The sequence below is a fragment of the Streptomyces sp. Ru71 genome (genome assembly GCF_002920535.1).
Classification (GTDB): domain Bacteria; phylum Actinomycetota; class Actinomycetes; order Streptomycetales; family Streptomycetaceae; genus Streptomyces.
Map to the genome: position 1 here is coordinate 53724 of NZ_PQSS01000039.1, position 13434 is coordinate 67157.

Annotated in this window: 12 protein-coding genes; 6 read left to right on the plus strand and 6 right to left on the minus strand. The window is 74.1% G+C overall.

The annotated features are described in order from the left end of the window. Positions 1 to 2: 2 nt before the first annotated feature. From C3489_RS22570 to C3489_RS22585, 4 genes are all read right to left on the minus strand, one after another. Positions 3 to 2435 carry a right-handed parallel beta-helix repeat-containing protein gene (locus C3489_RS22570; protein WP_103783855.1) on the minus strand — a complete coding sequence of 811 codons (2433 nt, stop codon included), beginning with the start codon at positions 2433 to 2435 and terminating at the stop codon, positions 3 to 5. 153 nt (positions 2436 to 2588) lie between these two features. Beyond that, positions 2589 to 3194, minus strand: a complete 606-nt coding sequence (locus C3489_RS22575) for a hypothetical protein (protein WP_103783866.1) — start codon at positions 3192 to 3194, stop codon at positions 2589 to 2591. 237 nt (positions 3195 to 3431) lie between these two features. Then, positions 3432 to 4268, minus strand: coding sequence for an MOSC domain-containing protein (locus tag C3489_RS22580; RefSeq protein WP_103783856.1), 837 nt, complete (start codon positions 4266 to 4268; stop codon positions 3432 to 3434). Between the two features lie 42 nt (positions 4269 to 4310). Continuing rightward, the gene (locus tag C3489_RS22585) at positions 4311 to 4742 is read right to left on the minus strand and encodes a DUF6643 family protein (protein ID WP_103783857.1); all 432 of its coding nucleotides are present in this window, start codon (positions 4740 to 4742) and stop codon (positions 4311 to 4313) included. A 329-nt stretch (positions 4743 to 5071) separates the two neighbouring features. Here C3489_RS22585 and C3489_RS22590 point away from each other — a divergent pair, with 329 nt between their 5' ends. After that, entirely contained in the window at positions 5072 to 6427 is a 1356-nt protein-coding gene (locus tag C3489_RS22590; RefSeq protein ID WP_103783858.1) for a TerD family protein, read from the plus strand. 26 nt (positions 6428 to 6453) lie between these two features. On the opposite strand, the gene C3489_RS22595 is transcribed toward C3489_RS22590, so the two are convergent. Further along, a complete protein-coding gene (locus C3489_RS22595) occupies positions 6454 to 7629 on the minus strand; it encodes a glycosyltransferase (RefSeq protein WP_181139790.1) in 1176 nt (391 codons plus the stop codon). Between the two features lie 57 nt (positions 7630 to 7686). On the opposite strand from C3489_RS22595, the gene C3489_RS22600 reads away from it, so the two are divergent. Continuing rightward, entirely contained in the window at positions 7687 to 8472 is a 786-nt protein-coding gene (locus C3489_RS22600) for a glutamate racemase (protein ID WP_181139791.1), read from the plus strand. 94 nt (positions 8473 to 8566) lie between these two features. Further along, the gene (locus C3489_RS22605) at positions 8567 to 9112 is read left to right on the plus strand and encodes a hypothetical protein (RefSeq protein WP_103783859.1); all 546 of its coding nucleotides are present in this window, start codon (positions 8567 to 8569) and stop codon (positions 9110 to 9112) included. Positions 9113 to 9196: 84 nt separating this feature from the next. Here the strand turns inward: C3489_RS22605 and C3489_RS38225 are convergent, their stop codons facing one another. Next, positions 9197 to 10201: an O-antigen ligase family protein gene (locus tag C3489_RS38225; protein WP_107499748.1), complete on the minus strand. Its 1005-nt coding sequence runs from the start codon at positions 10199 to 10201 to the stop codon at positions 9197 to 9199. Between the two features lie 272 nt (positions 10202 to 10473). On the opposite strand from C3489_RS38225, the gene lnt reads away from it, so the two are divergent. The 3 genes from lnt to C3489_RS22625 all read left to right on the plus strand — a co-directional run. After that, on the plus strand, positions 10474 to 12126 hold the full coding sequence (gene lnt / locus C3489_RS22615) for an apolipoprotein N-acyltransferase (protein WP_103783860.1): 1653 nt from the start codon (positions 10474 to 10476) through the stop codon (positions 12124 to 12126). 26 nt (positions 12127 to 12152) lie between these two features. Then, positions 12153 to 12632: an NUDIX domain-containing protein gene (locus C3489_RS22620; protein WP_103783861.1), complete on the plus strand. Its 480-nt coding sequence runs from the start codon at positions 12153 to 12155 to the stop codon at positions 12630 to 12632. Between the two features lie 54 nt (positions 12633 to 12686). After that, on the plus strand, positions 12687 to 13434 hold a 748-nt coding region (locus C3489_RS22625), incomplete at its 3' end, for a 3-hydroxybutyrate dehydrogenase (protein WP_103783862.1).

Below are 13434 nucleotides of genomic sequence, written 5' to 3' on the forward strand. Positions count from 1 at the left end.
CTTCAGGGCAGGTCCGGCAGGTCCTCCGGGTAGAGCAGGGTCAGGTCGTCGGTGTCCGGCTCGGCCAGCTGCGCCACCCGGCCGGCGTGCCGCTCCACCATCGCCTCGAACGTCTGCCGCGCGGTGCGCCCGTTGCCGAAGGCCGGCCCCTTGGGGATCGCCGTGAAGTACTTCAGCAGCGCTTCGGCCGTGCCCGGCGCCAGCCGGTACTCGTGCTCCTCCGCCTGCTGCTCCACGATCCGCAGCAGCTCCTCGGGGCCGTAGTCGCCGAAGGTGATCGTCCGTGAGAAGCGGGAGGCCACCCCGGGGTTGACGGACAGGAACCGCTCCATCTCGGCGGTGTAGCCGGCGACGATCACCACCACCGCGTCACGGTGGTCCTCCATCAGCTTCACCAGCGTGTCGATGGCCTCCTTGCCGAAGTCCCGCCCGGCGTCCTCGGGGGAGAGGGCATAGGCCTCGTCGATGAACAGCACCCCGCCGCGCGCCCGTTCGAAGGCCTCCTGGGTGCGGATGGCCGTGGAGCCGATGTGCTCGCCGACCAGGTCGACCCGGGACACCTCGACCAGATGGCCCTTGTCCAGCACCCCGAGGGAGGCGAGGATCTCGCCGTACAGCCGGGCGACCGTCGTCTTGCCCGTGCCGGGGGAACCGGTGAAGACCAGGTGCCGTTTGACCGACGCCGCCTTCAGCCCTGCCCGCTGCCTGCGCCGGCCCACCTCGATCATGTCGGTGAGGGCGCGGACCTCCCGCTTGACGCTCTCCAGACCGACCAGCGCGTCGAGTTCGCCGAGCACGTCCTTGCTGGTGCGCGCCGACTCCGCGGGCTCCGCGGCGGCCGGCCCGGGCACGGTGACGCGCTGTTCAGGGACCCCGCCGAGCAGGCCCATCGAGCTGCTCACCGTCTGCACGGCCGGCTCCGGCGCCACCGGGGTGCGCAGGCTCGCGCTCTCGTCGCCGGTGCAGTCCTCGACCACCGGCCCGGTCCCCGAGCCGGTGTCCGGGCCGCCGTCGGCGAACTCGTAACCACCGCGGGCGCAGCGCTCCGTGCGGCACTTCCTCAGCGTGGTGCGGCAGCCGTCGATCACATGGAAGCCGTAGCCGCCGCTGCCCGTCACCCGGCAGTTCAGGAAGCTGCCGCGGCCGCCCGCCGACACGTAGAAGCCCGCCTCGGACGGGGAGTCGACCGTGCACCGCTCGATGGTCGGGTCGGCGCCCTTGGTGACGATGACTCCGGTCTGGGTGCCCGACAGCGTGCAGGAGTTCAGCGTGCCGCCGCTGCCGTGGTCGCGGAACCACGCCCCGGTCGCCGCGTCCCGCACGCGGCAGTCGTCGAGCTGCGCGGTGGCGCCGTCGCTGACCGACACGGCCGTGTTGCGCACCTGGAACAGGTCGCTGTCGACGACGTCCACCCGCGAGCCGCGGTCCAGGACGAACAGCGCGTCGGGCACGTCGTGCACCCGGCACGAGTCCAGCACCGCCGTCGCGCCGTCGCTGACCCACACGGCCGGGTAGTCGCCGGTGCTGTCGAAGATCTCGCACTGGTTGGCGTCCACACGCGTGCCCGGATCCCACACCGACAGCCCGTTGCGGCCGAACTGCCGCACCGAGGTGCGGGTGAGCGTGAGCACCGAACGCGAGCGCAGATCGACCGCGTTCTCCGGGATGTCGTGGATACGGCAGTCGGCCAGGGTGACCACCGCGTCGGTGTCCAGCGTGACCCCGTCGGCGGTGGTGCGGTGCACATCGCAGTCGGTGAGATGGGCGGTGGCCCGGCCGGTGATCTGCACCCCGCTGCCGCGCACCTCGTACACCTCGCAGCCCACCGCCTCCAGCGCGGAGTTGTCGCCGGTGGCGGACAGCCCGCTGCCGGAGGCGTGGTGGACCCGGCAGCGCTCCAGGCGCGGATGGGCACCGCCGCGCACCGCGACTCCCGCCTGCCCGGCGGCGACGACCTCGCAGTCCTCGAACACCCCGCCGCCGCCGTCGACGACGGCGATGCCGACACCGGCCGGATTGTCCACGGTCACCCGCCGCACCGTCGGCCGCGCGGACCCGCGGACCTCCACACCGGCCGCCGAACGCGTCACGACCCGGATGTCCCTCAGCTCCGGCGTGCCCTCCTCCACCAGCAGGGCGGGCGCCGCCGCGTCCTGGCCCTCCACGTGCAGGTCCTGCACCACGGCGGAGCCGCGCACCGTCAGCGGCACACCGTCTAGGGGCGCGATCCGCACACTGCCCGGGAAGCCCTCCGGGCCGCGCAGCGTCACCGCCCTGCGCACGACGAGGTTCTCCCGGTAGGTGCCGGGGGCGACGGTGAGAACGTCCCCGTCGGTCGCGGCCTCCAGGGCGGCGGCGAGCGACGCGTACTCACCCGTGCGGCGCCGCCACCGCGATGTGCCGGTGTGCGTCACCTGGACCGTGCCCTGTGCCATGCGTTGCTGTGCCCCCACCTCGTCGTACCTGTGGCTCGTTCGCCATCGGGGCGTGCCCCTGCGGCTCCCTCACGCGCGGGATGTTGCCGAAGAGCTCGGCCGGTCCACCGTAGCGTGCGCGAGGCCGGTGAGTTGACCGGAGGCGGAACGCGGTCAGCTGCCGGTGCCGGTCCGGCCCCAGTCCGGGCCCGCGCGCAGCCAGGCCTGGTCCAGGCGGGCGTAGCGGCGGCGCACCATGCGCCAGACGATCAGCCGTCTGACCGCCTCGATCAGGCCGCCCACGGCGAGAGCCGTGCCGATGCCGGCGAGAACGGCGTGCGTCGTCGCGGTGGCGGAGTCCAGGGGACGGGCCGCGAGGTCGCCGTGCGGGTCCGTCCATATCGTGAAGTGGTCGCCGTGATGGGGGGACTTCAGGGTCGTCATGACCGGCGTGTGGTGCTCGCTGCCGTCCGGGCCGGTCCAGTCGGCGAGGACCCGGCTGCGGGTGTCGCGCCCGGACGCCAGGTCGGGACTGGCCTCCAGCGGGGAGCGCTCCACCTCGCGGACCACGGTGGCCGCCACCTCGAACCGCGTGTGCCGCTGCTCGCGGACCGACTTCTGCAGCGCGCCGTCGGCGGCTCTGGCGACCAGGGTGCCGGCCACCGGGGTGACACAGAGGATCAGCAGCAGGGCCGTCAGGGCCACCCAGGCCTCCGCCAGGTCCGTCCCGCGGCGCAGCGGATTGTGCCGCCAGCGCCACAGCCCGCGGATCGCTCGCACCATCGCCCGCACCCCCTTCCCGCTCCGTGATAACTCCAGCGCGAGTCGTTCACCCGAGAACCCGGTGGAAGAGAGAGGGAAATCACCCCCCGCCGGCGGTTCTCATGAACCTCTCAGACGTCCAACGAGCGGGCCCCGGGGGAGGGTTCCCCGGAGCCGGGACCGATCGAGGTGTCCGGTCGGCGGTGTCTCGTCGGGGGGGCGGGGTGTGCCGGGCCGGCCGGTCGTGGCGCGCGGTCAGACCGTGCGGCCGGCGAGGACGCGGACCGGGTCGCCGACCCGGATCGTGCCGCCGGACAGCGGCACCAGGTTCTGGCCGAAGACGAGGCTGCCGTCGATGAGCCGGTGCCGGCCGAGCGTGCGCAGCGGCTCCTTGCCGCGCACGGCGCTGTCCTGGTCGGTGGTGGTCACCACGCACCGCCCGCAGGTCTTGGCCACCCGGAACTCGACCTCGCCGATGGCGATGCGGGACCAGTCGTCCTCGGCCCACGGCTCGGTGCCCGACACGACGACGCTCGGCCGGAAGCGGTTCATGGGCAGCGGCCCCTCATGGGCGTGATCACCCCGCGCTATCAGGGAGTTGAGGGCGTCGAGGGACGCGGTGGTGGTGACCAGCAGCGGGTAGCCGTCGGCGAACGAGACCGTCTCACCGGGCAGCGCGTACTCCGGGTCGACCGGGCGGCGCGTGGCCGGGTCGTCCAGGTACACCAGGCGCACGCTCGCGCCGAGGTAGGAACCGCACCAGTCGTGGGCCGCCGGGTCGGCGGGGACCGCCTCCACCTTGTCGCCGAAGATGTTCACCGTCACCGTGCCCCCCGGCTCCGGGACGGGCACCGTCAGCGGGTCGAGGCCGGGTGCGGACAGACGAAGGCCGCCGTCGGGCGTCGGCTCGGCGGCGGCCAGTGCGAGGCGCGGCTGTTCGCGCTGGGTGACGACCTTTCCCCCGTCGTCGATCAGCACCCAGCGCCGGTCCCCGGCCAGCCCCCAGGGCTCCACGACGGCTTCCCGGAGCGACAGGCTCCGGAATGCCTTGACCGGATGGACGTGTATCGAGAGCAGTTCCGCGTTCCCCATGGGGACATCCTGCCAGCAGGCGCCGACATCCCCGGAGCGGATTCAGTAACCGCGGTACTGCTGGTTGTTGTACGGATCCTGGTACGGCGCCTGGGCGGGCCGGGGCGCCGCCGGGCGCATCGCCTCGTAGCCCATGCCGGGTGCCGCCGGGCGGGGCTGCTGGAGCTGCGGGCCGGGGTAGCCGCGCGGCGCGGTGGCCTGCTGCGGGATGTAGGCGGTGGGCGCCTGCTGCAGAGGAGCCGGCTGCGGCATGTGCGGGTAGCCGTAGGAGGGCTGGGACGGGGCCGCCGGGAGGGCGGGCAGGGCGGACGGCAGCGCGGGCAGCTGGCTGCCCGGCGCGTCGTACGCGGCGGGGACCCGGATCGGGGCGATCTGAGGTGTGCCCCGCTCGGCCACGAGCGAGTCGTAGATCGGGGTGTCCGGGAAAGAGGCGGAGTAGTAGCCGCCACCATAAGTGGAGCGGGGGGAGGTCATGGCACATAAGTTAAGCCCACGATGTGCTGGTTGGGGAGACCGATAAGAGGGTTGTTTTGCGTGCCCTGAGTGACCGTGGTTCCCCAATGCGAGCGAACGTGGGAAAAAGGGGCGGCGCGAACGGGGATCGGCTGGTAAAAGGCGAGCTCCCAGCGGGTTACCGGCGGTTGACGGGCTGTGTCCGGACGCCGTCGGATGGCAGGCTGAGGGAGCTTCGGCAGCGGCTGGGAAGCGGCTGAGGAGCGGCCGAGAACAAGGCGCGGTGCGCCGGACCCGGGGCCGTCGGCGAGCGGCCCGGCGACGTGACAGTGATGGGGGCGGACATGTCAATGTCAAAAGGATCGAACACGCCGGTGCCGGCCACGGCGCTGCGCGTCGAACTGGGCTGGCGGCCCGGCCCCGGCGTGCCCGACGCGGACGCCTCGGCGTTGCTCCTGGCCGGCGGAAAGGTCCGCTCGGACGGGGACTTCGTCTTCTACAACCAGCCCGCCCACCCCTCCGGCGCCGTCCGGCACGAGGGCAAGCGGCAGGCCGGCGACCGTGTGACCGACACGCTCCTGGTGGACCTCGCGCGCGTGGAGCCCGGCATCGAGCGGGTCGTCCTGGCGGCCTCCGCCGACGGCGGCACCTTCGGACAGGTCCCCGGCCTGTACATCGAGGTGCGCGACGCCGCGCAGGGCGGTGTGGTGGCCCGCTTCGACAGCGCCGGCGCGAGCGTCGAGACGGCCTTCGTGCTCGGCGAGTTCTACCGCCGCCAGGGCGCCTGGAAGTTCCGCGCCGTCGGGCAGGGCTACAGCAGCGGACTGGAAGGCCTGGCCACGGACTTCGGCATCACGGTCGACGAACCCCAGCACACACCCGCGCCGGCCCACGGCGCCCCGCCGCCCCCGCCGGCCCCCACCCCCACCTACGGCACACCGCCGGCCATGCCCGCGCACGCCACTCCGCCACCGCCTCCGCCGGCCCCCTTCCCCGCCTACGGCACTCCGCCCGCGCCCACGTACGGCGCCCCGCCGCCCCCGCCGCCCCCCGCGCCAGCACGGCCCGTGAGCCTGAGCAAGGTGACGCTCACCAAGGCCGCGCCCTCCGTCTCCCTCGCCAAACAGGGCGGCACCTCCGGCGCCCTGCGCGTCAACCTCAACTGGCAGGTGCGCAAGCAGTTCTCCGGGTGGGGCAGCAAACGCGGCCGCGCCGTCGCCCTGCACAACGACCTCGACCTCGACCTGTGCGCCCTGTACGAACTCGCCGACGGCCGCAAGGGGGTCGTCCAGGCCCTCGGCAACGCCTTCGGCGCCCTGCACCAGCCGCCGTACATCCACCTGGACGGCGACGACCGCACCGGTGCCGTGGAGACCGGCGAGAACCTCACCGTCAACCTGGACCACATCCGGGACTTCCGGCGCATCCTCGTCTTCGTCACCATCTACGAGGGCGCCCGCTCCTTCGCCGACCTGCACGCCACGGTCACGCTCCAGCCCCAGCACGGCGCCCCGATCGAGTTCTTCCTCGACGAGTGCACCGTCCCCTCACCCGTGTGCGCCCTCGCCCTGATCACCAACACCGGCGGTGATCTCGTCGTCCAGCGCGAGGCCCGCTATCTGGTGCCCGCACGCGGGGTCAGCCCGCAGCGGACCGTCGACCACGCCTACGGCTGGGGCATGAACTGGACCCCGGGCCGCAAGTAGGGCGTCGGGAAGGCGTCGCCGGGGCGTCAGCTCTCGTCGGGCACGGCGTCCGGACGGGAGTAGGTGCGGCCCTTCCAGGCCGCACCCCGCCCCCGGTAGTGCTGCACCGCCGAGTCGACGGTCATCAGCAGATACAGGAACGCGGTGAACGGCAGCGCGGGAGCGAGCCACAGCGGCTGCCGGTAGTAGCGCAGCATCGGTGCGTACGTCCCCGTCATCACCAGCCACGCCGCGCCGCCGAGCAGCGCCGTCGCGCCGTCGCCCGCGATCAGGCCCGCCACCAGTGCCACGGGCGGCACCAGGTACACCAGCGTGAGCCCGGCGACCGTGCCGAGCAGCACCAGCGGGTTGTGGCGCAGCTGCGCGTAGGCGCTGCGGGACACCATCCGCCACAGGTCGTGCAGCCGTGGATAGGGCCGCACGCTGTCCACGGACTCGGCCAGCCCCAGCCAGACGTGGCCGCCGCCCCCCTTCACGGCACGCGCGAGTGCCACGTCGTCGATGACGGCGTGCCGGATCGAGTCCGGGATGCGGGCCCGCACGGCCGCGTCGGTGCGCAGCAGCACACAGCCGCCCGCCGCGGCCGCAGTCCGCCCGCCCCGGCGGGCGATCCGGCGGAACGGGTAGAGCTGCGCGAAGAAGTAGACGAACGCCGGCACCACCAGCCGCTCCCACAGGCTCTCCACCCGCAGCCGCGCCATCTGTGACACCACGTCGAAACCCCCGGTCCGCGCCGCCGCGACCAGCCGGCGCAGGCTGTCCGGGGCGTGCGCGATGTCGGCGTCCGTGAGCAGCAGGTACTCCGGCTCACGCGCGCGTGCCAGCGCGACACCGTGCCGCACCGCCCACAGCTTGCCCGTCCAGCCCGCGGGAGGCTCACCCGGCGAGTCCACGGTCAGCGGCAGCCCGCCGCACCGCCCGGCCAGCTCCCGCGCCAGCGCGCCGGTGCCGTCCGAGCTGCCGTCGTCCACGAGGAAGACCTCCGCGCGCCCCGGATAGTCCTGCGCCAGCAGCGACGGCAGCGAGCGCGGCAGCACCGCGGCCTCGTCCCGGGCCGGTACGACGACGCAGACCGACGGCCACGCCCCGGGGTCTCGGCGCGGCGGCAGACGCACGTCCGTGCGCCAGAACATCCCCTGGAACAGCAGCAGCCACAGCCAGGCGGCGAGGGACACGGCGGCGGTCCACACGAAGGCGCTCACCTGCGCAGTGTGCCCCACCACAGGGGCCGGGCGGACGCCATCGTCTATCGTGGCCGGGTGAAGATCGCGCTCATGGACTCCGGAATCGGGCTGCTGGCGGCCACCGCCGCGGTACGGCGTCTGCGCCCCGACGCCGATCTCGTGCTCTCCCTCGACCCGGACGGCATGCCCTGGGGGCCGCGCACCCCGCAGGACCTCACCGCGCGTGCGCTGGCCGTCGCCGAGGCAGCGGCCGCCCACCGGCCCGACGCCCTCATCGTCGGCTGCAACACCGCCACCGTGCACGCCCTGACCGCGCTGCGCGACCGCCTGGAGCCCGGCATCCCGGTCGTCGGCACCGTGCCCGCGATCAAGCCGGCCGCGGCCGGCGGCGGCCCCGTCGCGATCTGGGCCACGCCCGCCACCACCGGCAGCGACTACCAGCGCGGACTGATCCGCGACTTCGCCGACGGCGTCCCGGTCGCCGAGGTGCCCTGCTGGGGACTGGCCGAGGCCGTCGAGCACGCGGACGAGACGGCCATCGACGCCGCCGTCGCCGCGGCCGCGGCCCTGACCCCCGACGACGTCACGACCGTCGTCCTGGGCTGCACCCACTACGAGCTGGTCGCCGAACGGATCCGCGCCGCCGTCCAGCGGCCCGGCCACCCCCGGCTGGTGCTGCACGGCTCGGCCGGGGCGGTGGCCGCGCAGGCGCTGCGCCGCCTGGGCGAGCTCCCGGCGCCCGAGGCACCGGCCGTCGGCACGCTCACCGTGCTGCTCAGCGGACGTGAGGGAGCCCTGCCGCAGGCCGCGCTCGCCTACCAGGAGGGCAGGCTGCTGCCGGCGGTCAGCCCGGCGCCCTGACGCACGCCGCGAGCGGCCGGCGGCGCACCCCGCCGGAGCAGTCACTGTGCGCTACGCGATACCCGCGCAGCGAAACATGAGTACCCTCAAAGACATGAGGGACGACCGCCTCCGCGACGACGCCGCGCAGCCCGTGGTCTGGCACGGACGGGCCACCAACCGCGTCCAGTGGCTGCTGGCGCTCATCGGAGTCGCCTGCGTGGCCCTCGGTGTCGAGCTCGCCGTGGACTCGAACTGGACGACCGGCGTCACCGCGCTCGTCATGGCCGTCGTCGGCTGCATCGCCGCCGGACTGCTGGTCGTCTTCGGCACTCTCGCCTTCGTGCACGTCGACCTCAAGCTCGACCGGGAGTGCCTGGAGGTCCGCTGCGGCCACATCGGTCTGCCGCGCCGCCGCATCCCCCTCGACCACATCGCCGGAGTGGAGGTCGCCCCGCACGTCACCCCGCGCCACTGGGGCGGCTGGGGCTACCGCTGGCGGCCCGAGAAGGGCACGGCCGTGGTCGTCCGCCGGGGAGAGGGCGTGGTGCTGCGACTGTGGGACGGGCACACGTTCACTATCACCGTGGACAACGCCGAGGCCGCGGTCCGTCTGATCCGCGACCGGCTGCGGCCGACCTCCCCGGGCGCCCTGCGCTGACACTCCGCTGACGACGGCGGTCATCCGGAACGCAGCGCTCGTGCGCACGCGCGTATCGCTGCCGCCGCGGCCCGGCGCCAGGGCTCAGCGGACCATCCGGTCGCGCCGGGCGTGTGCGGGAGCGGCGGTCTGCGCGCTCCCGTCCGTCAGCGGACGTGCCGTCGCCACCCCGGCCACCAGGCCGGCCCCCACGGACACCGCCGTGAAGCTGAGCGCGTTGCTCACCGAGGCGATCGCCGCGAGCACGGTGAGGGTCGCGCCCGCCGTCAGCACGAACGGGGTGGGCCGCTGCGAGCGCCAGAGCGCGAACAGGACCCAGCCGAAGACCGCCGCCAGCAGGACCACCCCGACCACGCCCTGCTCGGCCGCCTGCTGCAACGGCGCCGAGTGCGGCTTGACGTCCGGCGGCAGCGCCTGGGCGGCCGCCGTGCTCAGCTCCCCGAACCGGCCGGGACCGGCCCCGAGCACCGCGTCGTCGCGCGTCAGCCCCAGGGCGTCGTGCCACAGCAGTACCCGGTGCGGCGTGAGCGGCCCCTCCAGGGCGGCGGCGAGCCCCGGCGGCAGGGCGTCGGCGGCCACCGCCCACACGCCGGCGGTCACCGCGACGGCGGCCACGGCCAGTCCGGCGATGCCCAGCCCCCGGCTTCGCATCCGGCCGGCGGCCAGCGAGGAGAGCAGCACGGCCGTACAGCCGACGGCGCCCGCCGTGGAACCGACCGCCGCCGCGGTCACCGCCGTCCCGGCCGCCAGGAGCCGCAGCGCCAGCCGCACGGCCGGCGCGGTGGCCGCCCAGGCGGCGCAGCAGGCGGCGCCCGCGGACAGGGCCAGCACCGCACAGGTCGCGCCGACGTGCCCCAGCGGCGCGCTGACCTGGGGGCTCGCCGCCAGGCCCGGTGTCGTCGCGACCAGAGCGAGACCGGCCGCCGCCGCGGCACCGGGCGCGACGACCGGCAGCAGCGCACCGCAGATCCGCCCGGCGGCACAGCCCGCCGCCACGGCCAGCACCGCCAGCAGCACGCCCTCGGGACGTCCGTCGTGTGCGCCCGCCGTGATCAGCGACCAGGCGGAGCAGGCGCCGAGCAGCACCATCCCCGCCGCGTCAGAAACGTTTCCTCTGTCCTCGTCCGGTTCCGGACCGCCCCCGGACGACGTTCTTGCCGTGGACCCCACCACGTCCCCCTGCACCCGGTCGCCCCCGACCCGCGCCCGGCAGCGTCGCCGGGACCCGGGCACACCGTAACGGCTGATGGACGCTTTGTGGATGAGTTGTGCGCACATACGCGCGGATGCCGGCCGATGTCGCCCGCGCACCGGGCGGCCGGCGCTGTCGAGGCCGAGGTCACCCGCCGTACACTCCCCGAGTGACCGTCACCGCAACATCCGTGGGCCAGGCGGACCAGCTGGAGCCCCACGGCGCGACCCCCGCACGCGGAGCGCGCCTGAAACGCCTCGTCCCGGCCGCCGCGGCGGTGCTCTGCGGAGTGCTGCTGTACGTCAGCTTCCCGCCCCGCACCCTGTGGTGGCTGGCCGTGCCGGCCTTCGCGGGCCTCGGCTGGCTGCTGCGCGGCCGCGGCTGGAAGGCGGGGCTCGGCATCGGCTACCTCTTCGGCCTCGGCTTCCTGCTCCCGCTCCTGGTGTGGACGGGCGTCGAGGTCGGCTCCCTGCCCTGGCTCGCCCTGAGCGCGGTGGAGGCCCTGTTCATCGCACTGGTCGGCGCGGGCATCGCCGCGGTGTCGCGGCTGCCGCTCTGGCCCGTGTGGGCGGCGGCGCTGTGGATCGCCGGTGAGGCGGCACGCGCGCGCGTGCCGTTCGGCGGCTTCCCCTGGGGCAAGATCGCCTTCGGCCAGGCGGACGGCGTGTTCCTGCCGCTCGCCGCGGTGGGCGGCACCCCGGTCCTCGGTTTCGCGGTCGTCCTGTGCGGTTTCGGCCTGTGCGAGGCCGTCCGGCTCGCCCTCGAAGGGCGCCGCACGCGCGTGCTACGGCGCGGCGCCGCCTCGGCGGCCCTGCTGAGCATGGCTGTGCCCGTGGCCGGCGCGCTCGCCGCGCGCACCCTGGTCAGCGACGCGGCCGAGGACGGCACCGCGACCGTGGCCGTGATCCAGGGCAACGTCCCGCGCCTCGGCCTGGACTTCAACGCCCAGCGCCGGGCCGTGCTCGACTACCACGCGCGTGAGACCGAGCGGCTCGCGGCCGAGATCAAGGCGGGCAAGGAGCCGCGGCCCGACTTCGTCCTGTGGCCGGAGAACTCCTCCGACCTCGACCCCTTCGCCTACGCCGACGCGGCCTACGTCATCGACCAGGCGGCCAAGGCCGTCGGCGTGCCCATCTCCGTCGGCAGCGTCGTCGAGCGCGACGGCAAGCTCTACAACGAGCAGATCCTGTGGGACCCCGCCAAGGGCCCCACGCAGACGTACGACAAGCGCCGCACGCAGCCGTTCGGCGAGTTCCTGCCCCTGCGGTCGCTGGTCGGGGCCATCAACAGCGACTGGACCGAGATGGCCCGGCAGGACTTCAGCCCCGGCACGAAGCCCGGCGTCTTCACCATGGCCGGCACCAAGGTCGGCCTCGCCACCTGCTACGAGGCCGCCTTCGACTGGGCGGTGCGCGACACGGTCACGCACGGCGCGCAGATGATCTCCGTGCCCAGCAACAACGCCACCTTCGACCGCAGCGAGATGACCTACCAGCAGCTCGCCATGTCCCGGGTGCGGGCCGTCGAGCACAGCCGCACCGTCACCGTCCCGGTGACCAGCGGCGTCAGCGCGATCATCATGCCGGACGGCAGGATCACCCAGCGGACCGGCATGTTCGTCGCCGACTCGTTGGTGCAGAAGGTGCCGCTGCGCTCCTCGACGACACCCGCCACCGAGCTGGGCGTGCTGCCCGAGCTGGCCCTGGTGCTCGTCGCGGCGGCCGGTCTGGGCTGGGCGATCGGCGCCGGTGTGCGCGGCCGGCGCGCGGGTGACGCGCAGCCGTACGCCCGCCGTACATCCGCCGGTTCGGACCAGGGGTGAGCGGACCGGCCCATTAGGGTCGGCCCATGGCTACTCCCGACTTCATCCGCACCCTCCGGGCCTCGGCCGGCGACCAGCTGCTGTGGCTGCCCGGCGTCACCGCCATCCCGTTCGACGACGACGGCAGAGTGCTGCTGGGCCGGCGCGCGGACACCCGCAAGTGGTCGGTGATCGGCGGCATCCCGGACCCGGGGGAGCAGCCCGCGTCCTGCGCGGTGCGGGAGGTGTACGAGGAGACCGCCGTGCGCTGCGTCGCCGAGCGGGTCGTGCTGGTGCAGGCGCTCGACCCGTTCACCTACCCCAACGGGGACACGTGCCAGTTCATGGACATCACCTTCCGCTGCCGGGCCGTCGGAGGCGAGGCGCGGGTGAACGACGACGAGTCGCTGGAGGTCGGCTGGTTCGAGGTGGACGCCCTGCCCGAGCTGCACGACTTCGCGCTCTTCCGGATCAAGCAGGCCATGTCCGAGGCACCCACATGGTTCGACCCCAGCAACGCGATGTGAAGTATGTGGGCTGACCACATGGGGTGGGGTGGGGTCGCCGCCTAGGGTCGTGCCATGACCGCGCCCAGCCCGCTCCCGGGTCCCCACGCCCCCTCGCTCGACCTCGGCGGTCGCACCGCCCTCGTCACCGGTGCCGCCGGCGGCATCGGCCGCGCCTGCGTGCTGCGGCTGGCCGCCGCCGGGGCGAAGGTACGGGCCGTCGACCGGGACGCGGCCGGCCTTTCGGCGCTCGCCGAACCGGCCGCCGGCCTGCCCGGCACCGTCGAAGCCCATGTCCTGGACCTCACCGACCTGGACGCCGCCGAACACGCCGCGGCCGGCACCGACATCCTGGTCAACAACGCCGGGCTCCAGCTGGTCCGTCCCCTTGAGGAGTTCCCGCCCGACGTCTTCCACACGGTCCTCACCGTGATGCTGGAGGCGCCGTTCCGCCTCATCCGGGGCGCCCTGCCGCACATGTACGGGCAGGGCTGGGGCCGTATCGTCAACATCTCCTCCGTCCACGGGCTGCGGGCCTCCGCCTACAAGTCCGCGTACGTCGCCGCCAAGCACGGCCTGGAGGGGCTGTCCAAGACCGCGGCCCTGGAAGGCGCGGCGCATGGCGTCACCTCCAACTGCGTCAACCCCGGCTATGTGCGCACCCCGCTGGTCGAGCAGCAGCTCGCCGACCAGGCCAGGGCGCACGGGATTCCCGAGGAGCGGGTGCTGACCGAGGTCCTGCTGCAGGACACAGCGGTGAAGCGGCTGATCGAGCCGGAGGACGTCGCCGAGGCCGTCGCCTATCTGTGCGGTCCCCACACCG

Coding starts and splice junctions, on each gene's coding strand:
- C3489_RS22580 (WP_103783856.1), bottom strand. CDS start 4,268: ATGGGGAACGCGGAACTGCTCTCGATACACGTCCATCCGGTCAAGGCA.
- C3489_RS22585 (WP_103783857.1), bottom strand. CDS start 4,742: ATGACCTCCCCCCGCTCCACTTATGGTGGCGGCTACTACTCCGCCTCT.
- C3489_RS38225 (WP_107499748.1), bottom strand. CDS start 10,201: ATGGTGCTGCTCGGCGCCTGCTCCGCCTGGTCGCTGATCACGGCGGGC.
- C3489_RS22570 (WP_103783855.1), bottom strand. CDS start 2,435: ATGGCACAGGGCACGGTCCAGGTGACGCACACCGGCACATCGCGGTGG.
- C3489_RS22605 (WP_103783859.1), top strand. CDS start 8,567: ATGAGGGACGACCGCCTCCGCGACGACGCCGCGCAGCCCGTGGTCTGG.
- C3489_RS22590 (WP_103783858.1), top strand. CDS start 5,072: ATGTCAAAAGGATCGAACACGCCGGTGCCGGCCACGGCGCTGCGCGTC.
- C3489_RS22620 (WP_103783861.1), top strand. CDS start 12,153: ATGGCTACTCCCGACTTCATCCGCACCCTCCGGGCCTCGGCCGGCGAC.